This is a genomic window from Kribbella sp. NPDC049227, assembly GCF_043197265.1.
Taxonomy (GTDB): domain Bacteria; phylum Actinomycetota; class Actinomycetes; order Propionibacteriales; family Kribbellaceae; genus Kribbella.
On sequence record NZ_JBICST010000003.1, the window covers coordinates 1,029,555 to 1,051,278 of the forward strand.

The 21,724-nt window shown below is 68.0% G+C and carries 24 protein-coding genes; 14 read left to right on the forward strand and 10 right to left on the reverse strand.

Going from position 1 to position 21,724, the window contains the following annotated elements; all coding sequences use genetic code 11:
- Nucleotides 1-9 precede the first annotated feature (9 nt).
- Nucleotides 10-864 (forward strand): GAF and ANTAR domain-containing protein, encoded by an 855-nt coding sequence (locus ACGFH6_RS17100; protein ID WP_393384635.1) that lies wholly within the window; start codon nucleotides 10-12, stop codon nucleotides 862-864.
- Nucleotides 865-890: 26 nt separating this feature from the next.
- Nucleotides 891-1,598 carry a GAF domain-containing protein gene (locus ACGFH6_RS17105; protein WP_393384637.1) on the forward strand — a complete coding sequence of 236 codons (708 nt, stop codon included), beginning with the start codon at nucleotides 891-893 and terminating at the stop codon, nucleotides 1,596-1,598.
- Between the two features lie 43 nt (nucleotides 1,599-1,641).
- On the opposite strand, the gene ACGFH6_RS17110 is transcribed toward ACGFH6_RS17105, so the two are convergent.
- Entirely contained in the window at nucleotides 1,642-2,388 is a 747-nt protein-coding gene (locus ACGFH6_RS17110) for a MerR family transcriptional regulator (RefSeq protein ID WP_393384639.1), read from the reverse strand.
- 85 nt (nucleotides 2,389-2,473) lie between these two features.
- Between ACGFH6_RS17110 and ACGFH6_RS17115 the strand changes: the two genes are divergently transcribed.
- The 5 genes from ACGFH6_RS17115 (at nucleotide 2,474) to ACGFH6_RS17135 (ending at nucleotide 9,261) form a co-directional block, all read left to right on the forward strand.
- Nucleotides 2,474-3,694: an acetyl-CoA C-acetyltransferase gene (locus ACGFH6_RS17115; RefSeq protein ID WP_393384841.1), complete on the forward strand. Its 1,221-nt coding sequence runs from the start codon at nucleotides 2,474-2,476 to the stop codon at nucleotides 3,692-3,694.
- Complete coding sequence (locus ACGFH6_RS17120; RefSeq protein WP_393384641.1) at nucleotides 3,691-5,823, forward strand: 3-hydroxyacyl-CoA dehydrogenase NAD-binding domain-containing protein; 2,133 nt, start codon at nucleotides 3,691-3,693, stop codon at nucleotides 5,821-5,823. The genes ACGFH6_RS17115 and ACGFH6_RS17120 overlap by 4 nt, the downstream gene beginning before the upstream one ends.
- 305 nt (nucleotides 5,824-6,128) lie before the next feature.
- The gene (locus ACGFH6_RS17125) at nucleotides 6,129-7,412 is read left to right on the forward strand and encodes an ABC transporter substrate-binding protein (RefSeq protein ID WP_393384643.1); all 1,284 of its coding nucleotides are present in this window, start codon (nucleotides 6,129-6,131) and stop codon (nucleotides 7,410-7,412) included.
- Nucleotides 7,409-8,377, forward strand: coding sequence for a carbohydrate ABC transporter permease (locus tag ACGFH6_RS17130; protein ID WP_393384645.1), 969 nt, complete (start codon nucleotides 7,409-7,411; stop codon nucleotides 8,375-8,377). Before ACGFH6_RS17125 ends, ACGFH6_RS17130 begins: the two co-directional genes overlap by 4 nt.
- A complete protein-coding gene (locus ACGFH6_RS17135) occupies nucleotides 8,377-9,261 on the forward strand; it encodes a carbohydrate ABC transporter permease (protein ID WP_393384647.1) in 885 nt (294 codons plus the stop codon). Before ACGFH6_RS17130 ends, ACGFH6_RS17135 begins: the two co-directional genes overlap by 1 nt.
- 89 nt (nucleotides 9,262-9,350) lie before the next feature.
- On the opposite strand, the gene ACGFH6_RS17140 is transcribed toward ACGFH6_RS17135, so the two are convergent.
- Genes ACGFH6_RS17140 through ACGFH6_RS17150 form a run of 3 tightly spaced genes read right to left on the reverse strand, consistent with a single transcriptional unit; the run spans nucleotide 9,351 to nucleotide 10,637 of the window.
- Nucleotides 9,351-9,980, reverse strand: coding sequence for a class I SAM-dependent methyltransferase (locus ACGFH6_RS17140; protein ID WP_393384649.1), 630 nt, complete (start codon nucleotides 9,978-9,980; stop codon nucleotides 9,351-9,353).
- Between the two features lie 42 nt (nucleotides 9,981-10,022).
- A complete protein-coding gene (locus ACGFH6_RS17145) occupies nucleotides 10,023-10,298 on the reverse strand; it encodes a hypothetical protein (protein ID WP_393384651.1) in 276 nt (91 codons plus the stop codon).
- Nucleotides 10,299-10,340: 42 nt separating this feature from the next.
- The gene (locus tag ACGFH6_RS17150) at nucleotides 10,341-10,637 is read right to left on the reverse strand and encodes an ArsR/SmtB family transcription factor (protein WP_393384652.1); all 297 of its coding nucleotides are present in this window, start codon (nucleotides 10,635-10,637) and stop codon (nucleotides 10,341-10,343) included.
- Between the two features lie 67 nt (nucleotides 10,638-10,704).
- Here ACGFH6_RS17150 and ACGFH6_RS17155 point away from each other — a divergent pair, with 67 nt between their 5' ends.
- A complete protein-coding gene (locus tag ACGFH6_RS17155) occupies nucleotides 10,705-12,111 on the forward strand; it encodes an MFS transporter (protein WP_393384654.1) in 1,407 nt (468 codons plus the stop codon).
- A 111-nt stretch (nucleotides 12,112-12,222) separates the two neighbouring features.
- Here the strand turns inward: ACGFH6_RS17155 and ACGFH6_RS17160 are convergent, their stop codons facing one another.
- Together ACGFH6_RS17160 and ACGFH6_RS17165 are read right to left on the reverse strand one after the other, a co-directional pair.
- The gene (locus tag ACGFH6_RS17160; protein ID WP_393384655.1) at nucleotides 12,223-12,849 is read right to left on the reverse strand and encodes a hypothetical protein; all 627 of its coding nucleotides are present in this window, start codon (nucleotides 12,847-12,849) and stop codon (nucleotides 12,223-12,225) included.
- 165 nt (nucleotides 12,850-13,014) lie between these two features.
- Nucleotides 13,015-13,545 (reverse strand): YbhB/YbcL family Raf kinase inhibitor-like protein, encoded by a 531-nt coding sequence (locus ACGFH6_RS17165; protein WP_393384657.1) that lies wholly within the window; start codon nucleotides 13,543-13,545, stop codon nucleotides 13,015-13,017.
- Nucleotides 13,546-13,698: 153 nt separating this feature from the next.
- Between ACGFH6_RS17165 and cobT the strand changes: the two genes are divergently transcribed.
- The 5 genes from cobT to ACGFH6_RS17190 are packed head-to-tail and all read left to right on the forward strand — an operon-like array spanning nucleotide 13,699 to nucleotide 17,864.
- Entirely contained in the window at nucleotides 13,699-14,739 is a 1,041-nt protein-coding gene (gene cobT, locus ACGFH6_RS17170; protein ID WP_393384659.1) for a nicotinate-nucleotide--dimethylbenzimidazole phosphoribosyltransferase, read from the forward strand.
- Nucleotides 14,736-15,974 (forward strand): uroporphyrinogen-III C-methyltransferase, encoded by a 1,239-nt coding sequence (cobA, locus tag ACGFH6_RS17175; protein ID WP_393384661.1) that lies wholly within the window; start codon nucleotides 14,736-14,738, stop codon nucleotides 15,972-15,974. Before cobT ends, cobA begins: the two co-directional genes overlap by 4 nt.
- Nucleotides 15,971-16,786, forward strand: coding sequence for a TrmH family RNA methyltransferase (locus tag ACGFH6_RS17180; protein WP_393384663.1), 816 nt, complete (start codon nucleotides 15,971-15,973; stop codon nucleotides 16,784-16,786). The genes cobA and ACGFH6_RS17180 overlap by 4 nt, the downstream gene beginning before the upstream one ends.
- A gap of 8 nt (nucleotides 16,787-16,794) precedes the next feature.
- On the forward strand, nucleotides 16,795-17,322 hold the full coding sequence (locus ACGFH6_RS17185; RefSeq protein ID WP_393384665.1) for a GNAT family N-acetyltransferase: 528 nt from the start codon (nucleotides 16,795-16,797) through the stop codon (nucleotides 17,320-17,322).
- On the forward strand, nucleotides 17,310-17,864 hold the full coding sequence (locus ACGFH6_RS17190; protein ID WP_393384667.1) for an AAA family ATPase: 555 nt from the start codon (nucleotides 17,310-17,312) through the stop codon (nucleotides 17,862-17,864). The genes ACGFH6_RS17185 and ACGFH6_RS17190 overlap by 13 nt, the downstream gene beginning before the upstream one ends.
- 4 nt (nucleotides 17,865-17,868) lie before the next feature.
- Here the strand turns inward: ACGFH6_RS17190 and def are convergent, their stop codons facing one another.
- A complete protein-coding gene (def, locus tag ACGFH6_RS17195; RefSeq protein WP_393384668.1) occupies nucleotides 17,869-18,474 on the reverse strand; it encodes a peptide deformylase in 606 nt (201 codons plus the stop codon).
- Between the two features lie 67 nt (nucleotides 18,475-18,541).
- A complete protein-coding gene (locus tag ACGFH6_RS17200) occupies nucleotides 18,542-19,354 on the reverse strand; it encodes an LLM class F420-dependent oxidoreductase (protein ID WP_393384670.1) in 813 nt (270 codons plus the stop codon).
- Nucleotides 19,355-19,430: 76 nt separating this feature from the next.
- On the opposite strand from ACGFH6_RS17200, the gene ACGFH6_RS17205 reads away from it, so the two are divergent.
- Complete coding sequence (locus ACGFH6_RS17205) at nucleotides 19,431-20,852, forward strand: AAA family ATPase (protein ID WP_393384672.1); 1,422 nt, start codon at nucleotides 19,431-19,433, stop codon at nucleotides 20,850-20,852.
- Nucleotides 20,853-20,867: 15 nt separating this feature from the next.
- On the opposite strand, the gene ACGFH6_RS17210 is transcribed toward ACGFH6_RS17205, so the two are convergent.
- Both ACGFH6_RS17210 and ACGFH6_RS17215 read right to left on the reverse strand, forming a co-directional pair.
- The gene (locus tag ACGFH6_RS17210) at nucleotides 20,868-21,272 is read right to left on the reverse strand and encodes an SRPBCC domain-containing protein (protein ID WP_393384674.1); all 405 of its coding nucleotides are present in this window, start codon (nucleotides 21,270-21,272) and stop codon (nucleotides 20,868-20,870) included.
- 54 nt (nucleotides 21,273-21,326) lie between these two features.
- Nucleotides 21,327-21,659: a winged helix-turn-helix transcriptional regulator gene (locus ACGFH6_RS17215; RefSeq protein WP_393384676.1), complete on the reverse strand. Its 333-nt coding sequence runs from the start codon at nucleotides 21,657-21,659 to the stop codon at nucleotides 21,327-21,329.
- Nucleotides 21,660-21,724: the final 65 nt, after the last annotated feature.

Genomic DNA, 21,724 nt, shown 5'->3' on the forward strand with positions numbered 1-21,724 from the left:
CGAGTCTGGATGGAGCGGGTGGATCAGAACCGCGGTGCCAGAGTGTGGGGGGCGATCGACGCCGCCGCCAGACTCGACGGCGCATCGCCTTCCTTGCGCTATGCCGTGGTGGCCTGCGCCGAGGCCTTGTCGGCCGTCGGGGCCGGGCTGTCCATGTCGCCCGATGCCGGACCGTACGAACCTCTGCTGGCCACCATGCCCGACGTCGGTGCGTTGGAGGAGTTGCAGTTCACCCTCGGCCAAGGCCCCAGTGCTGACGCGATCGCGAGCGGCGCGCCGGTACTCGCGGCTGATCTGTCCGGGTTCGATGCGGTCAGTCGGTGGCCTGCGTTCGCGCCGGCCGCGGCCCGGCACGGCGTGCGTGGCATCTTCGCGTTCCCGATCGGTGCGGGTGCGGCCAGGATCGGAGCCCTGAGTGTCTACCGGCGGCAGCCCGGACCCCTCGGCGGCGATCAGATTCTGGACGCCTTGGTGTACGCCGACGCGGTTTTCGTCCTTGCGCTCGACGATCGTCACGGACTGAGCGCAGACTTGGATCAGGTGATCGATGCGGCGTTCACCGCGCGCCGTGCGGAGGTGCACCAGGCTGCCGGATTCGTGGCGGCCCAGCAGCGCGTCAGTGTCACCGATGCGCTCGCTCTCCTGCGTGCCCACGCGTTCAGCAGCGGCAGGCCGTTGCACCGGGTCGCCACCGACGTCATGGCCGGCCACCTCTACCTGGACGGCGACCATCATGGCGCCACCGCCAACGGGAGCGACGGCCGCGGCGATCCGCCCGGAAGGGATCCGGACCCGCCGTGGTCCGACGGCCCGGACAAGCAGGAATCGGAGCAAACCGAGAATGAAGAGGAGGATGAGAGATGAGCGTGTCTGACCGCAGGGCGAGAGAAGTGTTCATCGAGCTGGCCGACACCCTCGTCGACGATTTCGACATCATCGACTTCCTGGATCGGCTCGCCACGCGGTGCAGCGAGCTGCTGGGGGTGTCTGCGTGCGGCATTCTGCTCGTCGACCACCACGGCGCACTGAACCTGGTGGCGGCCTCCACCGAGCAGGCGCGGTTGGTGGAGCTGACCCAGTTGCAGAACTCCGAGGGGCCGTGCTTGGAAGCGTTCACCACGGGGCGACCCGTGCAGTGCGGCGACATGCGCGAGGCCGCTGACAGGTGGCCGCGTTTCAGCGCTGCCGCTCTCGATGGTGGCTATGTAGCTGTGCACGCGTTGCCGATGCGGCTGCGCGGTACCGTTCTCGGAGCCGTCAACCTGTTCAGCGCTACCGCCGGACCGCTCGACGACGACACGGTCGCGCTGGGGCAGGCGATGGCCGATGCCGCGAGCATCGGCATCATCCACCAGCGCGCGCTGGCTCGCCAGGAGATCGTCACCGAGCAACTCCAGTCGGCGCTCAACAGCCGCATTCTGATCGAGCAGGCCAAGGGATTCCTCACGCACAGTCTTTCGGTCGGCGTCGACGAGGCGTTCGCCGTCATGCGGACCTATGCACGGACTCACAATCGCCGCCTCACCGACGTCGCCCAAGACGTCGTCGAGGGCAGGGTGAACCTCGTCGAACCGGCGCAAGAGTCACCGTCTGCCTAGGACTTTCACAGCAGCGGCCGGGGGAGACGAGCTCCGCCGGCCGTCAGCGGCGCTTGCTCTGGGTCCGGCGGATCGTGTCGCGCTGGGTCTCGCCGACGGCTCGCTCGTACGCCAGCACCAGGCCCTGGATGGTCACCGGCTTGAACCGCTCGACCAGCTGCTGGATGTGCTCCGGCGGGCCGCCCGAATCCCGGTAGTGCGGCCACACCTTGGTCCGGAACACCTCGGTGAGCTCCTCCGCGATCGCGCGGCCGTGCTCGCTGAAGATCCGTCCCGCGGCGAGTACGGCGTCGACCGGCAGGTCCAGATCGAGGAGCTCGACGCCCAGACTGAGGTGCGCGGTGGCGACCTGGAACACGTCCTCGTCCGGCGTCGGCTCGACCACCCCGAGCGCCACCAGCATCTCGATGTCGTCGTCGGTGAGCTCGCGACCGGTACGTCGTACCAACGCGGTGCGGTCCAGGGTCTCGGGGAGGTCGCGCATCCACGGGGTCAGCAGCGTCCGGTGCAGAGCGATGTCCTGCGGAGTCGCATTGGGCGGGATGCGATCCAGGTAGCCCTCGATCGCGGACAGGGTGAAGCCGTGGGCCTGCAGTTCGCGGACCAGATCGAGCCGGGCGATGTGCTCCGGGCCGTAGTAGCCGACCCGGCCGCGCCGGATGGGTGGCGGGATCAGGCCGCGGCCGGCGTAGAAGCGGAGCGTCCGCACCGTCATCCCGACCCGGGTTGAGAGTTCGTCCACCGTCAGTGTCGCCTCGTCCACGGTTCCCCCCGCGCTGGTTTCCGGCATGGCGGAGATCATAACGAGGCCCCCTTGTCCATCGTGACACCAGAACTGTCACAATCTTGGAGAGTCTTCGACCGACGGGATCATGATGACCAGTGAAGCCTTCCTGTACGACGCGATCCGCACCCCACGCGGCAAGGGCAAACCGGCGGGTGCCCTGTACGAGGTCAAGCCGATCCAGCTGATCACCGGCCTCCTGCACGAACTGCGGAACCGGCACCCCGAGCTGGACCCGGCCACGATCGACGACGTCGTGCTCGGTGTCGTCACGCCGATCGGCGACCAGGGCATGGACATCGCCCGGACGGCGGTGCTGGCGGCGGGCTACCCGGAGACGACCGGCGGCGTGCAGCTCAACCGGTTCTGCGCGTCGGGCCTCGAGGCGGTCAACCAGGCAGCCCAGCGGGTCCGGTCCGGGTGGGAGGACTTCATCCTCGCCGGCGGCGTCGAGTCGATGTCCCGGGTGCCGATGGCCTCGGACGGCGGCGCGTGGGCGATGGACCCGGAGACGGCGCTGGCGACGAACTTCATCCCGCAGGGCATCAGCGCGGACCTGATCGCGACTCTCGACGGCTTCTCCCGCACCGACGTCGACGCGTACGCCGCCGAGTCGCACGCCCGAGCCGCCAAGGCCTGGGCGAACGGCTACTTCGGCCGTTCGGTCATCCCGGTGCAGGACCGCAATGGGTTGCAGATCCTGGACCACGATCAACTCGTCAGGCCCGGTACGACGGTCGAGACGCTGGCTGGACTGCCCGTGTCGTTCGCGGCGATCGGGGAGCACGGCGGCTTCGACTCGGTCGCGCTGGAGAAGTACGTGACCGTCGAGCGGATCAACCACGTGCACCACGCCGGCAACTCGTCCGGCATCGTCGACGGCGCCGCTCTGGTTGCCGTTGGCAACGAGAAGGCCGGGGAGGCGCTCGGGCAGGCACCTCGCGGCCGAGTCGTCGCCACCGGCGTCAGTGGCGCCGACCCGACCATCATGCTGACCGGTCCGGCCCCGGCCGCGCGCAAGGCGTTGGCCAAGGCCGGGCTCGAGGTGAGCGACATCGACCTGTTCGAGATGAACGAGGCGTTCGCCGCCGCGGTCATGCATTTCATGAAGGATCTCGGCGTACCGCACGAGAAGGTGAACGTGAACGGCGGTGCGATCGCGCTCGGCCACCCGCTCGGTGCCACCGGCGCCATGCTGATCGGAACCCTGCTGGACGAACTGGAGCGGCGCGAGCTCCGGTACGGACTGGCCACCCTGTGCGTCGGCGGCGGGATGGGCGTCGCGACGATCATCGAGAGGCTTGCGGCATGATCTCCTGGCAGAACGTCGACGGTGTCGTCACCCTGACGATGGACGACCCGGACGCGTCGGCGAACACGGTGAACGAGGCGTATCTGACCGCGATGGGGGAGACCATCTCCCGGCTCCAGTCCGAGTCTGGCCTCAGGGGTGTCGTCATCACCAGCGCCAAGTCCACCTTCTTCGCGGGCGGCAACCTGCAGATGTTGTCGCAGATCCAGCCCAGCGATGCGGCCGAGGTCTTCGACACGGTGGAAGAGGTGAAGCGGCAACTCCGTGCACTGGAGACACTGGGTGTCCCGGTCGTTGCCGCGGTCAACGGATCCGCGCTCGGTGGCGGTCTCGAGATCGCGCTCGCCTGTCACCACCGGATCGTTGCGGACGACAACCGCATCGAGCTCGGCGTCCCCGAGGTGACGCTGGGCCTGCTGCCCGGCGGTGGCGGCGTGACCCGGACGGTCCGGATGCTCGGCCTGCAGGACGCACTGATGAAGGTCCTGTTGCAGGGGCAACGGATGAAGCCCGCCCATGCCAAGTCGGTCGGCATCGTGGACGAGGTCGTCCCCGCCGCGGAGTTGCTCGACGCCGCCTACCGGTGGATCGAGACGTACGACGGTGACGCCAAGCAGCCGTGGGATCGCGACGGCTACAAGATCCCCGGCGGTACGCCGTCGTCCCCGAAGCTGGCCGCGTTCCTGCCGGCCTTCCCGGCGAACCTGCGCAAGCAACTGAAGGGCGCGCCGTACCCGGCGCCGCGGGCGATCATGAGCGCGGCCGTCGAGGGCAGCCAGGTCGACTTCGCCACCGCTTCGCGGATCGAGTCGCGGTACTTCGTGTCGCTGGCGACCGGGCAGATCGCGAAGAACATGATCCAGGCGTTCTTCTTCGACCTGCAGGCGATCAACGCCGGCGCGTCGCGGCCGGACGGCGTACCGAAGTACTCCGCGCGCAAGGTGGGCGTGCTCGGCGCGGGCATGATGGGCGCCGGGATCGCGTACGTGTGTGCGAAGGCCGGCATCGAGGTCGTGCTCAAGGACGTGTCGCTGGAGGCAGCCGGCAAGGGCAAGGCGTACTCCGAGAAGCTGCTGGCCAAGCAGGTGCAGAAGGGGCGGACGACGGCGGGGGAGGTGGAGGAGTTCCTCAGCCGGATCACCCCGACCGCGGACCCGAACGACCTGGCCGGCTGCGATCTGGTGATCGAGGCGGTGTTCGAGAGCGAGGAGCTCAAGCAGAAGGTGTTCGCCGAGGTCGCGGGCGTCGTCGAGCCGGACGCGCTGCTCTGCTCGAACACGTCGACGCTGCCGATCACCTCATTGGCCGACGGCATCGACCGGCCGGACGACTTCCTCGGCATGCACTTCTTCTCACCGGTCGACCGGATGCCGCTGGTCGAGCTGATCGTCGGGCAGAAGACCTCCGACCGCGCCGTCGCCAAGGCGTACGACGTGGTCCGGCAGATCAAGAAGACGCCGATCGTGGTCAACGACAGCCGGGGGTTCTTCACCTCGCGGGTGTTCGGCACACTGGTGATGGAGGGCGCGGCGATGGTCGCCGAGGGCATCGACCCGGTGACGATCGAACGGGCCGCGACCCAGATGGGCTTCCCGGCGCCGCCGCTCGCGATGCTGGATGAGGTCACGCTGACGTTGCCGCAGAAGATCCGGGACGCGGCCAGGGCGGCCGGCGACAGCGCCGGCGCGTTCGACGAGCATCCGGGGATGGCGGTCGCGGACCGGCTCGTGAACGAGTTCGACCGGCGCGGGAAGGCTGCGGGTGCCGGCTTCTACGACTACCCGGCGGATGGTCCCAAGACCCTGTGGCCCGGACTGTGGGAGCACTTCCCGCAACGGAACGACGTACCGCTGATCGACCTGCAGGAGCGGATGACGTTCGCGATGGCGCTGGAGACGGTCAAGTGCCTGGACGAAGGAGTACTACGCTCCGTTGCCGACGCCAACATCGGCTCGATCTTCGGCATCGGTTTTCCACCGCTGTACGGCGGCGCGCTGCAGTACATCAACGGCTATGGACTGCCCGCGTTCGTCGAGCGCGCGCGGGCGTTGGCATCGTCGTACGGAACCCGGTTCGAGCCGCCGGAACTCCTGGTGCGTAAGGCTTCGGCGGGCGAGATGTTCCGCTGATCACGGTCTGATACCACCCGAGCAACATTCCACAGATTCGAACAAAGAAGAGCGCGCCCGGTCTTGCGCCGGGCGCGCTTTTGAGCGATGGTGCTACACACTTCTCCAACGATTCACCTGGGAGCGTCGGAGCGGTATCCGTGAGTGTGATGGGTACCGTGCCGGAAAGACCTGTGTCGAAGGCTGTTGGAATGTTGGATCTAGTTGTAGCGTGTGCGAAATCGGAGATGCTTAACGCCGTTAAGTAACTCGGAACCGCCGGCGTCGTACCCCCTGCGGCGCTGTTCCTCGGGAAGGTGGAATTCATGCCTGCTCATGTTCCGAACGCCGGTCTGACCCGGCGGGATCTGCTCAAGCGGACCGGTGGCCTGGCCGCTCTCGCCGCGTTCACCGCGGCCTGCGGCGGCAATACCGGCCGGCCCTCGAGCGGTGGCGACGGCGGCGGTGCCAAGGCGACCTTGTCGCAGTGGTACCACCAGTACGGCGAGACCGGCACTCAGCAAGCCGCGACGAAGTACGCCAAGGCCTATACGGACGCGAACGTCTCGGTCGCCTGGACGCCCGGCGACTACGCCGCCAAGCTGTCGTCCGGCCTGCTGTCGAGCAAGGGCCCGGACGTCTTCGAGAGCCAGCTCAACATCGGCATGGTGAAGAGCAACCAGGTGGTCGCGCTGGACGACATCATGGCCGACGTCAAGGACGACTTCCAGCCGGGCGACCTGGCCACCAACACCGTCGACGGCAAGATCTACGGGATCCGGATGATCGTCGACCCGCAGGTCATCTACTACCGCAAGTCCCTGCTGGACAAGGCCGGGATCAAGCCGCCGGAGACGGTCGACGACCTGATCGCCGCGGCCAAGGAACTGACCACGAACAAGGTGAAGGGCATCTTCGTCGGCAACGACGGCGGCCTCGCACTCGGCGGGCCGGCGCTGTGGTCGTCCGGAGGCAGCTACCTGACCGATGACAACAAGCCGGGCTTCACCGACGCCCGCGCGGCGCAGGCGTTCGGCAAGCTGCACGAGCTGTACGCGAGCAAGAGCGTGCTCCTGGGCTCGCCGACCGACTGGACCGACCCGGGTGCGATCAACCAGGGTCTGACGGCGATGCAGTGGATCGGCATGTGGGCCGTGCCGGGCATGCAGAAGGCGCTCGGCGACGACCTCGGCGTGTTCCCGTTCCCCGCGCTGGACGCACAGGGCAAGCCGGCCGTGTACTCCGGCGGCTGGACGCAGTTCGTCTCGTCCAAGAGCCCGAACGTCGACGCGGCGAAGAAGTTCGTGAAGTGGCTGTGGATCGACAAGGAAGACTTCCAGGAGGACTGGTCGCTGAACTACGGCTTCCACATCCCGCCCCGCAAGAGCCTTGCGGCCAAGGCGGCGAAGCTGCAGAGCGGCGTAGCGGCCGAGACGGTCAAGCTCACTGCTGACTACGGCCACACCGACAACCCGGCCTGGACTCCCAAGATGGGTACGGCGTTCGGCGACATGCTCACCAACGTGATCAAGAAGGGAGCCGACCCCGCCGCCGAGATCGCCAAAGCCGAGAAGACCGTCAACGACGAGTTGTCCCGGTTGTTCGGGTGAGCCGCAGCGCACCGGCAGACACGAAGCCGGCCGCGTCCCCCGCCACCACTGGTGAGCGGCGGGGGACGCGACGCCGGCGGGGGATCGCCGGCACCACGATGTCGTTCTGGCTGTTCGTCGGACCGTTCGTCGTCGGGCTGCTGATCTTCTCCTACCTGCCGATCATCTGGAGCCTGGTCCTCAGCTTCTTCGAGGCCTACAACACGGTCACGCCGTCGAAGTTCGTCGGGTTGCAGAACTACGTCGACATGCTCACCGACCACAACTTCCTGTCCAGCCTGGGCACGTTCACGATCTTCGCGGTGTTCATCGTGCCGCTGACGTTCGTGCTGTCGCTGGCGCTGGCGTTGCTGGTCAACCAGGTCAAGATCGCCCGGGCGTTCTTCCGGTCCGTGTTCTTCCTGCCGACCGCGTGCTCGTACGTCGTCGCTTCGCTGATCTGGCGGTTGTCGATCTTCAACGGTGTCCGGTTCGGCCTGGCCAACACGGTCCTCGGCTGGTTCGGAGTCGACGGGATCGCCTGGCTGTCGACGGTCGATCCGCCGTGGTATTGGCTCCCGATCGTCACCGTCCGGCTGTGGCTGCAACTCGGGTTCTACATGATCCTGTTCATCGCGGGTCTGCAGCGGATCTCGCCGACGCTCTACGAGGCGGCGTACGTCGACGGGGCGAAACCCGGCTGGCAGGTGTTCCGCTACATCACGCTGCCGCAGTTGCGCGCCACGTCGGTCGCCGTACTGATCCTGAACCTGATCGCGGCGTACCAGGCGTTCGACGAGTTCTACAACCTGATCGGCAACGTGAACTACGCGCGGCCGCCACTGGTCTACCTGTACGGCATCTCGCTCGGGTCGATCCAGGACCTCGGGCACGGCTCCGCGGGTGCGCTCATCCTGGCCGTGATCATCATGATCGTGACGCTGCTGCAGGGCCGGATCTTCGGCTTCGGAAAGGCGGGTGACTGATGTCGGCCACCGAACGTACGACGGGAACCCCACAGCCGATCGGCTTCAGCCGCAGCCCGCTCGGCGTGGTCGGCATGGTGGGGCGCTGGATCGCGCTGTTCGTCGCGGTGGTGCTGTTCCTGCTGCCGTTCTACCTGATCCTGCGCAACGCACTGTCCACCGAGGCGGACATCACCGCGCCGGACTGGACGCTGTTCCCGAAGGATCTGCAGTGGAGCAACATCAGCGAACTGTTCAACGACACCCAGGTGCCGATGGCGCGGGCGATGTACAACTCCGCGGTGGTCGGCGTCCTCGGCACCGCCGGACAGTTGCTGCTGGCATCGATGGCGGGGTACGGCCTGGCCCGGATCCCGTACCGGCACGCGGACAAGATCTTCTACGCGATCGTGGCCACACTGATGATCCCGGCCGCGGTCACCTTCATCCCGAGCTTCATCGTGGTCTCGTCGCTCGGCTGGGTCAGCACGCTGCGCGGCCTGATCATCCCGACGCTGTTCAGCGGGTTCGCGGCGTTCCTGTTCCGGCAGTACTTCCTGGGGTTCCCCAAGGAGCTGGAGGAGGCGGCCCGGGTGGACGGTGCCGGGTACTTCGGTGTGTTCTGGCGCATCGTGGTCCCGAACTCGCTGCCGTTCTTCGCCGCGCTGGCCGCGATCACCTTCATCGCGAACTGGAACTCGTTCCTCTGGCCGCTGGTGATCGGTCAGGACTCGTCGTCATGGACCGTCCAGGTCGCGATGTCCACGTTCGTGACCGCGCAAACCATCAACATCCACGAACTGTTCATGGCCGTCGCGGTGTCGATCCTGCCGCTGGTCCTGATCTTCGCCTTCCTCCAGCGCTACCTCATCCAAGGAGTAACCCAGTCCGGCATCAAGGACTAAGGCAAATGCTCCAACTTCTCGACCCTTGAAGAAGTTGGCCCCACCCCGGCGGGGAGTCCACCAGGCTCCCCGCCGGTCGGTACTCCGGCTCAGGCCTGCTGTGGCCGGCGCGACCAGAAGAGGGCGTGACCGCCGGAACCTTCGGGGATGAACGCCTGGTGTTCGATGGTCAGGCCGGTTTGAACAATCCAGGTGCGATTGGTGTCGGCGTCGGTGTGGCTCCACCACATGGAGGCTCCGCCGTCGAGCCAGTCCTCGTCGACGCCGGTCCACGCGCGCTGGCCGGTGGTGCACAGGAACCATCCGCCGGGGCGGAGCCAGGTCGCGATCTTGTGCAGCAGGTCTTGCTGCTCGTCCTGCGGCATGTGGATCAGCGCATAGAGGGAGACGATCGCGTCGAACGACTCAGCCGGGAAGTCCAGTGTCGTGGCGTCGGCGTTGATGAACTCGCCGTCCGGCACGAGTTCACGAGCGCGACGGATCTGCACCTCGCTGATGTCGACCCCGGTGACGCGATGTCCCGCGGCCACGAGTTCACGTGCGACCGGCACCCCGCTCCCGCAGCCAACGTCGAGCACCCGACTACCGCCCTCGAGTCGCGTGATCAGATCGTCGATCCAGGTCCGGTACTTCGAGTCGGCGCCGGTCGCCTCGTCGTACCGCAGCGACAGGACGTCGTACCCACGGCGAACTATCTGCTTCGGATCGTCGTACGTCATGGTCGTCGACGCTAACGGCGCCGATCGGCACCAGCAAAGGGTTTACGTGGCGTTTCGGTTGATGATTGTGAGCCAGGCTGGGGCGCCGTTCTGGTCGTGGAATGCCGTCCTGACCCGTTCCGGCACGATGGAGGCGATGGTCCAACCGGAGCTCGGACCGAACGCCGTGCGCAGATCCTGCTGACTCACGGGATGTGGGCCGACGTCGGGACCTTCGTCGCCGAAGCACAGCACATACAGCGTCCCGCCGTACTCCGTGGCTGTCGCGAGGCTGGCGGCGTACTCCCGCCGTTCCTCGGTGTTGAACGTGTGGAACAACCCGGAGTCCAGCCCTTTCTCGGCAGGGCCGAGGGGATCGACCTAGCGCGGGAAGATCGCGTTCAGCAGGCCGGGGAACGACGCTTCGAGTTCCGCTGTGCGCAGGACGTTGAGGGCGAGGCCACCGTCGCGACGGGTGGCGATGATGCCGGCCTCGCGAAGGATCTTGAAGTGGTGGCTGAGCGTGCTCTTGGCCACTGACGTCTCGAACCGCCCGCACGCGATCGCCGTCTCCGACTCGGTCAACTGCCGGACGAGATCCAGGCGGACGGGGTCCGCGAGGGCGTGCAGGACCGCGGTGACCTCCAGAGTCGCGGGAGCGTGCGGTGCCGTTGTCATGGGTTCCTCCATCTCGCCCAGCGTACCCGGAGTTCGATGAGCATCGAACTTGTCCTAGAGTAGTTCTATGACTATCGAACACCGCCGGGGTGTCACGGTGCTCGCACTGGTCGCCGCCTTCATGGTTTTCGTCGACGGCACGATCGTGCACCTGACCCTCGCGCAACTCGCCGAGCACCTGCACGCCTCGCGGCCGGAGCTGGAGTGGGCTGTGAACGCGTACACGCTGTCGTTCGCGGCGGTGATGCTCGGCGCCGGTGCGATCACGGACACGCTCGGCGCCAAGCGGGCGTTCGTGGCCGGGCTGCTGATCTTCACCGCGTCCTCCGCGGCGTGCGCGGTCTCGACGTCGATGCTGATGCTGAACCTCGCCCGGCTGATCCAGGGTGCCGGCGCCGCGTTGCTCCTGCCGAGCGCGCTTGTACTCGCCACCGCAACCGCGCGGGACGAGCAGATGCGGCACCGTCTTGTCGGCTGGTGGGCCGCCGCAGGAGGCGTTGGCATGGCTGCCGGACCACTGCTGGGCGGTGCGCTGGTCGCGGTCGCCGACTGGCGCGCTGTGTTCGCGGTGAACGTCGTCATTGGCATACCGGCCGCGATCTGGGCTCTGCGCTTCATGCCCGGTGTCGCGAGCGCCGGCCGGCGCCTGGACCTGGCAGGCATGGGTACGGCGACCGTGCTGATCGGCGGACTGGTCTTCGCCCTCATCGAGGCGCCCGCACAGGGTTGGCTGAGCCCTCCTGTCGTGACCGCGGCCGCCCTGACCTTGGCCGGGCTGGTCGGCTTCGTCTGGGCCGAACGCTCCACCCGTATGCCGTTGCTGCCGCGGGGCGTCTACTCCGATCGCGGTTTCGTGGTCACCGCCGTACAGGGCGCGTTGTTCAACTTCGCGTTCTACGGGTTGCTGTTTGCGATGAGCCTGATGCTGCAGCAAGGCCGCGGACTAGGCCCGCTGGTCAGCGGACTGCTGTTCCTGCCGCTCACCGGCCTGATCTCGATCGGCAGCATCTGCGCAGCCCCGCTCGCCAAACGCCTCGGCCGCCGAGGCGTACTCGCCCTAGGTCAGGCAGTCCTCGCCGTCACCCTCGCCGCTGTCGCATGGGCCAGTACGTCGAACGCACTGTGGCCGCTGGCACTCGCCCTCATCCCCGCCGGCTTCAGTTCGGGGCTGCTAGTGCCGACCATGACCTCACAGTCGCTGGCCGCCGTCGTACCAGCCGCCCACGGCGCAGCGTCCGCCGCTTTCAACACGTCCCGCCAACTAGGCGCCGCGATCGGCATAGCCACCTTCGGCCCCCTCATAGGCACCACCACGAACCTCAACACAGGCTTCATAACCTGCGTCACCGTAGCCGCCGCAGCCACGACCCTAACCCTGCTCCTAACCGCCTTCACCGCACTCGGCCACCGGACCCGACAACAGCACTCCAACCCCCAGACCTCCCGCTGCCACCTCGACCCCACCACGTCCTAACACCCACCGCACACGGCGAGCAGTTCGAGTCGTGGAATTCATCGCAGATCCAGCGACCAGCAGGACCAGTCTTCACGACTCGACGGACCGCGGGCGCCGATTCGAGAACAGCTAGCGAACCAGCGCGTCCTCGGCTGGATGGGGACGCCAGTCGGTGTGCAGCTCGAACGCTGCCCGGGCGATGCTGAGTGCCTCACGGAACGGCATGTTGTACACGCATTCGCGAGAGAGGATGTGGCCACGCAGCAGGTAGACAGCCGCTTTGCCCATTTGCTCCGCATAGCTCGCGTCGTCAACGCCAGGTGACGCCCAGCCGTTCAGCAGGGCGAAGCCGAACATCTCGGCATTCTGGCGATGCACCGCGACTCGCCGCCGAAGGTTCGTGGAGTGCCCGAACTTGATCATTTGCTCGGATCCCTGGAACTCGAGCACATACAGGCGGTCGAGCCTCGAGGTTCCCGAGGCGGTGTAGGAGTCCAACTGGCTGCCTACGGCACTGCCACGGGACCAGACTTCCAGCGTCAGTGCGCCCGTCTGGTCGCGTCCGCCACCGGACGCCAGCAGGTCACGCAGGTGATCCGTCTCGGCTGCCACCCCTGGCTCAGGCTCGGCGACAGGCGTCCGCAGCGTCAGCACGGAGTTCAGGTCGGTCTCGAACGGCGGTTTGGGGACGGTCGCTGGATCCTTGCCGTCCCAGTGAGGCGCGATGAGTGCCGCGAGAATGCTTGTCGGTTCCACGCTGCAGATCGTCGCAAGTCGACCCGACACTGTCCGGCATCTCACGTGGTGCCGTGCGGCTCGAACTCCACACGCCAAGCGGGTGCGGTGACGAGCACGCGACGTAAGGAGCCGGGTGAGCAGTACGCCGGTGGGGAGTCGCCTGGGAGGGCGACTCCCTGTGGGTTACTCGGCGATTTTGTAGGTGGGGGTGATGATGGCTCGGGCCAGGGTGTGGAAGGCGAGGTTGAAGCCGACTACGGCGGGGGAGGCGTCGCTGTCCACGTCGAGGGCTTCCACGTCCATCGCGTGGACGACGAAGTAGTAGCGGTGGACCTGGTCACCGGGGGGCGGGGCTGCGCCGCCGAAGGCCTTGGTGCCGAAGTCGCTGCGGACGTGGAAGGCGCCGTTGTCGAGGCGTTCGGGGGTGCCGGCGCCGGTGGGGAGTTCGGTCACGCTGGCGGGCAGGTTGACCAGGACCCAGTGCCAGAAGCCGGACACGACGGGCGCGTCCGGGTCGTAGCAGGTGACGACGAAGCCCTTGGTTTCCGCCGGGAACCCGGACCAGCTCAGCTGCGGCGACTTGTTGCCGCCGGCGAACGCGTGGTCTTCGGCCAGTTGTTCGTTGTCGGCGACGTCGGTGCTGGTCACGGTGAAGGTACCGGCCTGCGGGAGCAGTTCGTACGGGTCCGGGGCAACGGGACGATCGAGCGACATCTGTGATCCTCCGGGATCTCGCAAGGTGTGGTGATTCCGACATTACTGTCCACATCACGCCGGTCCGGACCGGGGCACATGTCCGGGGATGCGAAGATCGGACTCGACCCCGCCCAACCGGGCGGGAGGGGTGTGCTGGAGTGGAGGAGTGCGGTGGAGGAGTACCTGGGTCGGATCGGGCCGGCGGATGGTGCGGCGATGCGGGCTGCCGCGGAGCGTCAGTCGAAGCTGACGAAGCCGGCCGGCTCGCTCGGGGTGCTGGAGGAGCTGTCCGTCCGCGTCGCCGGGATGACCGGGAGCTGCCCGCCCGAGGTGCCCGCGCCGGCCGTGGTGACGGTGTTCGCCGCGGATCACGGCGTACACGCACAAGGAGTCTCGCCCTGGCCGCAGGAGGTGACCGCCGCGATGCTGGCGAACTTCGCCGCCGGCGGCGCCGCGGTGAACGCCTTCGCGGCCAACAACCGGGTCGATGTCCGGGTCGTCGACGTCGGCGTAGCGACCCCGGTGGACCAGCTGGACATCATCCACGCCAAGGTCCGGCCGGGGACGCGTGATCTGTCTGCCGAGGCAGCCCTCACCGAGGACGAGGTACGCGCCGCGATCGCCGTCGGCTTCGACCTGGCAGATCGGCTCATCCAGGACGGCTACCGCTGTCTGCTCACCGGCGACATGGGCATCGCCAACACGACCGCGAGTGCCGCTCTGATCGCCACCTTCACCGGCTCGACCGCGGCCGTGGTGACCGGCCGAGGCACCGGCATCGACGACGCCACGCTGGCCCATAAGACCGCGATCGTCCAGGCTGCCCTCGCGATGCACGACGTACCGGCGACCGAGCCGCTCAAGGCGCTCCAGGCGTACGGCGGTCTCGAGCACGCAGCGCTGGCCGGATATCTGCTCGGCGCAGCGGCCAACAAGGTGCCTGTCATCCTCGACGGCGTGATCGCGGGTGCCGCGGCGCTCGTCGCCCAGGCGCTCCACCCGGCAGTGATCGACTACTGCGTCGCCGGGCACCGCTCAGCGGAGCCAGGGCACGCGGTCGCGTTGAAGACGCTCGGCCTCCAGCCGCTGGTCGACCTGGACCTCAGGCTTGGCGAGGGGACCGGCGCGGTGCTCGCGTACCCGATCCTGACCTGCGCGGTCCGGGCGCTCGGCGAGATGGCGACCTTCGAGTCCGCGGGGATCAGCTCGTGACGGATCAGTACCTGTCCGGCCTCGTGCTGGAGGGACGACGTGTGGTGGTCGTCGGCGGCGGAGGGGTCGCGCAGCGGCGGCTCCCGCGTCTGCTCGAGTCGGGCGCCCGGATCGACCTGATCTCGCCGTCGATCACTCCCACCATCGAGGGACTGCTCTCCAACCCGTCCCTGTCCTGGACCGAACGCGGCTATCAGTACGGCGACCTGGACGGATCCTGGTACGTCGTCGTGGCCACCGACGACACCGCGGTCAACGACCAGGTGTCTGAGGAGGCCGAGGAACGCCGGATCTTCTGCGTACGGTCCGACGACCGATCCCGGGCAACCGCCTGGACGCCGGCATCGGGCCAGCACGACAACGTGACCATCGGCGTACTCGGCGGCGGCGATCACCGCCGTTCGGCCGCTGTCCGGGACGCCATCCTCGAAGGTCTGCGGACAGGGGAGCTGGGTGCACGTGAGGCCGGCAAACATCCTGGCGTGTACCTGGTCGGCGGGGGCCCGGGCGACCCGGACCTGATCACGGTGCGCGGACGGCGGTTGCTGGCCGAGGCCGACGTTGTCGTCGCGGACAGGCTCGCGCCGCAGCAACTGCTGGACGAATTGCCTCCGGATGTCGAGCTGTTCGACGCGGCCAAGCTCCCGCGTGGCCGGGCGGCTCAGCAGGAGGAGATCAACCGGATCCTGGTCGACCGCGGAAAGCAGGGGAAGGTCGTCGTACGCCTGAAAGGCGGCGACCCGTACGTCTTCGGCCGCGGCTTCGAGGAAGCGCTGGCCTGTGCCGAGGCCGGCGTTCCGTGGACGGTCGTGCCGGGGATCACCAGCTCGATCTCGGTGCCGGCGGTGTCCGGCATACCGGTGACGCATCGCGGGGTCACCCACGAATTCACCGTTGTGTCGGGCCACATCCCGCCCTCGCACCCGGACTCACTGATCAACTGGGACGCGCTGGCGCAGCTGTCCGGCACTCTCGTGCTGCTGATGGCGGTCGAGAACCTGCCCGCGATCACCGAGCGCCTGATCGCCGCCGGCCGTCCGTCTGGCACGCCCGCGGCAGCAATTGCCGACGGCACCCTTCCCGGTCAGCGGATGGTGACGTCCGACCTGGCCGGGATCGCCGCAAGGATGGCCGAAGCCGGCGTCGGCGCTCCCGCGATCGTTGTCATCGGCAACGTCGTCGACGTGGCCGCGCAGGCCCGCGGCGACGGCACCCGGTCGCCTGGGACCGCATGAGCCCACAGGTCCCGCTGGACGATCCGGCTGACCCGCGGCTGGCGGACTACGTCCGGCTGCGGGAGGTGACGTTGCGCCGGCTGCTGGAGGAGGAGCACGGGCTGTTCATCGCCGAGGGCGACAAGGTGATCCGCCGGGCCGCGGACGCCGGGTACGAACCGCGGTCGTTCCTGCTCGCGCCGCGCTGGCTGGACTCGCTGGCCGACGTCCTCGCACAGTGGCCTGACGTGCCGGTGTACGTCGTCTCGGAGGAACTGGCCGAGCAGGTCACCGGTTTCCACGTCCACCGCGGCGCACTCGCGTCGTACCGCCGCCGGCCGCGGATACCACTCCAGCAGCTGCTCAACCAGGACGTCAGAAGGATCGCGATCTTCGACGACATCGTGGATCACACGAACGTCGGTGCCGGCTTCCGCGCGGCCGCGGCGATGGGCGTCGACCTCGTACTGGTGACGCCGACCTGTGCCGACCCGCTGTACCGCCGGTCGATCAAGGTGTCGATGGGGACGGTCTTCCAGGTGCCGTGGACCCGGCTGGAGTCCTGGCCCGGCGACCTCACCCAACTGCGGGACCGCGGCTTCGTGGCGGCCGCGTTCGCACTGACCGACGACTCGATCACGCTGGACGACCTGGTCGCCCGAAACGACGAGCGGCTCGCGCTGATCTTCGGGACTGAAGGACACGGCCTCAAGCCGCACGTGCTCGAAAAGGCAGACCTGGCGGTGCGCATCCCGATGGCAGGCGGCGTCGACTCGCTGAACGTGGCAAGCTCGGCAGCGGTCGCCTTCTACGCCACGCGACCCATGCCTTAGGGGGAGCCATGCGTACGACGGAACGCCTGGTACTGCGTCCGTTCCGCGAAGAGGATCTGGAGCCGTGGGCCGCGCTCAACGTGGACCCGGAGGTGCTGACGTACCTCGGCGGGCCGCTGAGCCGGGACGAGTGTGACCAGATCGCCTCCGCGGTCAACGAGCGGTACGCCTCCGACGGGTACGGGTTCCTCGCGGTCGAACGGCGTTCCGACGGCGCGTTCCTCGGAGCGTGCGGTCTCACCCGGGAGCAGTGGTTTCCGGACGATCTGGAGATCGGCTGGCGACTGGCCCGTGAGTACTGGGGTCACGGCTACGCGACCGAGGCCGCAGCCTCTTGGCTGGAGCACGGCTTCACGTCGCTGGAGCTACCCAGGATTATTGCGGTGACCGATTCGCCGAACCTCCGTAGCATCGCGGTCATGCGCCGGCTCGGCATGACCTTCGATCACGAGGTGGATCTCGAGGAGGACGGCGTACCGTTTCGTGCCACCGTCTACACGATGACCGCGGAGGCTTGGCAGGCATGCCGAAAGTAGTACTCATCACCGGAATGCAGGCTGCGGGGAAATCCACCATCGCGCCGCTGCTCGCCGCGCGGCTCGGGCCGCCGGCGGCGACGCTCGACGGGGATGTCTTCTTCAAGGCGGTCGTCGCGGGCGCCGAGGTGATGACGCCGGACCCGTCCGCCGAGGCGGTCCGCCAGTTGGAGCTGCGGTACGACGCCTCTGCACTCGTGGCGCAGCACTACGCCGACGCCGGGTTCGACTTCGTCTGCAGCGACATCGTCCTCGGGGAGCACGTCGAGAAGTGGTTCGCCGGGTTGCGTGGCGTGGAGATGTACCTGGTCGTGCTCGACCCGCCGGTGGACTCGATCGTCGAGCGGGAGATCGCGCGAGGAGGCAACAACTCCTACCGCGACTGGCAGGAACCCGGCGGCACGCTCGCGGACGCGGTCCGTGCCCTGAAGAAGGATCTGGACGCGATGCCGCGCCGGGGTCTGTGGCTCGACACCAGTGACCAGACCCCGGAGCAGTCGGTCGACGCGATCCTTGCGGATCTCCCGAAGGCCCGCTGGTAGAACCTCAGGTGGCCTGGGATTCCTGGTGGTGCTCGTCGTGCTCGATCATCGGTGAGACCGGCCAGTCCGACGGGTAGTCCGGCGCGAGCTCCTCGGCCTCGCCGTACAGGCGCTTGCGGTACTTGCGGGACAGCCGGTCGCCGAAGACCGTGCCCTGGGTGTGGTCGGTCTCGTGTTGCAGGCAGCGCGCCAGCAGGCCGTCGCCCTCGAAGCTGACCGGCTCGCCGTGCTGGTCGACGCCGGTGACGCGGGCGAAGTCCGGGCGGGCGCACTTGGTGAAGGCACCCGGCAGCGACAGGCAGCCTTCCTCGCCCTCGTCCAGGCTGCGGTCCTTGCCCTCGGGGACCTCGACCACCGGGTTGCAGACGACGCCCTGGACGTGGTTGCCGTCCTTGTCCGGGCAGTCGAACACGAACAGCTGCAGATCCACGCCCACCTGGTTCGCGGCCAGGCCGACACCGTCGGCCGCGCGCATCGTCGCGACCATGTCGGCGACGAGCGTCTGCAGGTCCTCACCGAAGTCGGTGACGGGCTGGTTGACCCGGTGCATGACGTCCTCGCCCCACCGCGTGATGGGCCGCACCGAACCGTTCGCAGGCAACGTAGACATGCGGGAAATCCTAGCTGCCGGCTCCGGCGCAGGTGGCCGAGGCTGCGACCACCCGCGCCGGCAGGGACTACTTCGCGTTCATCTCGTCGCGCCAGGCGACCCACTCACGGAGCAGGCCGAGGTCGTAGTCGGGGCCCGAGCTGTGGATCGTGAACAGGCGGGTGCCGACATCGAGCAGCGACTTCGCGACCTCCTCCGGCGGCTTGCTCACCGCGACCGAACGCTCGATCTCGCCCGAGTCGCGGCCGATCGTCTTGCAGTGCTCGTCCAGTACGGCGTGCTTGTGCGCGAGCGTCTCGGCGTCACCGAAGCCGTGCCAGATGTTGGCGTGCTTCGCGACCAGCTTCAGCGTCTTCTTCTCGCCGCCGCCGCCGATCAGCACCGGGATGTCGCGGGTCGGCAGCGGGTTCAGCTTGGCCCACCGCTGCTCGATCCGCGGCAGCGCCTCGCCGAGCGCGTCGAGCCGGCCGCCCGCCGTGCCGAACTCGTAGCCGTACTCGTCGTAGTCCTTCTCGAACCAGCCGGAGCCGATGCCGAAGATCAGCCGGCCGTCGCTGATGTGGTCGACCGTGCGGGCCATGTCGGCGAGCAGGTCGGGGTTGCGGTAGGAGTTGCACGTGACCAGGGCGCCGAACTGGATCCGCTCGGTCGCCTCGGCCCAGGCGGCCAGCATGGTCCAGCACTCGAAGTGCAGACCCTCCGGCTCACCCGACAGCGGGTAGAAGTGGTCCCAGTTGAACGCCACGTCGACGCCGATCTCCTCCGCCGCCGCGACGGTCCGCCGGATGTCGGCGTACTGCGCGTGCTGGGGCTGGACCTGGACGCCGATCCGTACCGGGAAGGCGGCGTACGGACGGTCGATGGACTCGGAATCTGTCATGGTGGAGATCCTATCCGCGTTGCGGAGGGCCCTCCGGATCGGCCCGGGGAATGGACCACGAAGGGGGTACGGCGGCATGCCGGACGAGGACGGGGTAGACGAGTTCGCGCGCCTGTTCAAGCGGTTCCTGGAGCGGATGCAGTACAGCGGCCCGGTCGGCCGGGAGAGCCTGCGGGACCGGTTGCGCGCCCATCTGGGCATCGATCCCGAGCAGGTGCCGGTGGTCACGGCGAGCTTCGCGCCGTACGACCTGCCGAACGTGCAGCGCGCGGTCGAGGCCTGGTTCGACGAGTTCGAGGTACTCGGCCTGGCCGGGTCGAACCGTGGGCACCACACCCTCGGTGAGCTGCTCGAGATGGCCGAGTACGACCGCTTCGGGATCGGCGCGGTCGACTACCAGCGGCTGCAGATCGACGTCGACGAGGAGCTGGACAGCGTCGCCTTCGGCTTCTACCTCGGCGTCCAGGGCCCCGATCGGTACGTCGCTCTGCTGCGCGCGGCGAACCCGCAGTACGGGCGGATGTCGGTCGACCTGGAGGTGCTGTCGGTCGAGAAGGAGGCGGGCGATCGTTTCCTCGGGGCGCTGCCCGACCTGATTCGCGAGCACAACGTGTTCCGCGGCAAGGTGATCTCGTTCGAAGGACACGACTTCGGGCACGGGGTCGGTCCGTTCCGGCTGCATCCACGGCCGGGAGTCGCTCGTACGGACGTCGTACTGCCGGACGGTGTGCTGGAGCGGGTCGAGCGTGAAGTGATCGGGATCGCGGAGCATCGGGAGACGCTTCTGACGGCCGGTCAGCACCTGCGTCGTGGAGTGCTGCTCTACGGACCGCCCGGGACGGGGAAGACGCACACCGTGCGGTACCTGCTGTCGCGGTTGCCCGAGTTCACCGTCGTACTGCTGGCGGGGACCAGCATCAAGTACATCTCGGAGGCGTGTGCGCTGGCTCGGCTGCTGCAGCCGGCGCTCGTCGTTCTCGAGGACTGCGACCTGGTGGCCGAGGCTCGCGACTACGCGCGCGGGATGGAGAATCCGCTGCTGTTCCAGGTCCTCAACGAGATGGACGGCCTGGCCGAGGACGCCGACGTCGCCTTCCTGCTGACCACGAACCGCGCCGATCTGCTCGAGCCGGCACTGATGCAGCGTCCCGGTCGGGTCGATCTGGCGGTTGAGGTGCCGCTGCCCGACGCTGACGGACGGGCCCGCCTGCTGAGCCTGTACGGCCCGAACCTGCGACCTGGCAGGGACGTCGTCGATGAGGTGATCAGCCGGACCGAGGGCACCACGGCTTCCTTCATGAAGGAACTCGTCCGCCGCACCGTCCTGCTGGCCGCCGAGTCCGGCGCAGCTCCTGACTCGAGCCACCTGCGGGCTGCTGTCGACGAGCTCCTGTCGTCTCGGGACGCGCTCACCCGCCGGCTCCTCGGAGCCACCAACGGTGACGTACCGGACTACTCACCCGGCGAACCGGCCCGCCCTGGCCTGTACCCAGGCTGATCACCTGAAGGCCGATCACTCGAAGTACGTCGCCAGGCATCCGAGCATGTGTGCGACACCGGTCCGGACCTCGTTCTCGTGTTCGGGCGCCAGCCCGGTGCTCCGGTAGTCGAGCCGTGTCCGTCCCTCACCGGCCTCCGTCAGCTCGACGGTGACCTCCTCGGGCTCGTCGACGTACAGGACGACCTGCCGCGGCAGGTCCACCGTGCCGAAGCGGATGGTGAAAGGCACCTCACTCGAGCCGTCGGCGCTGACGAAGACGGCCGAGATCAGACCGCCGGGGCGAGCGTCGATCGTGACCCGGTCGGCGGGCGTGGTGAACCCGTCGGCGACGAACCACGCCGCGAACGGCTCGGGCTCGGTGAATGCGCGGGCCACCTCGGTGGGCGGTGCGTCGACAGTCTGGGTGAGCGTGAACATGAGCGGGACCTCCTGGCTGGATCGACCTGACACCAGCACCATGCCCGAGCCGTCTTACGGTTTCCTTCCGGTAGGTATCCGGTCCGCGTACGCCGCCGCCCAGTCACCGAGTGCGCGGATCGGAACCAGGAGGTCCTCACCCGGCTGGGTGAGCGAGTACTCGACTCGTGGCGGCGCCTCGGCGTACCGGTGGCGCTGGACGAGGCCGTTGTGTTCCAGGCGGCGCAGCGTCTCGGTCAGGACCTTCTGGCTGATGCCGCCGATCTGCTGCCGGAGCTCGCCGGGACGGGCGGGACCGTGGGACAGCGCGTACAGGACGACCATCGGCCAGCGTCCGCTGAGCAGCTCGGCGGCCACGCGTGCCTGGCAGTCGGCGAAGAACGTCACAGCACCATTCTGCCTCGCTCGTTGCGCACCGGAAGGTGTGCAACGAAACGTCTACCGTCGGCCGC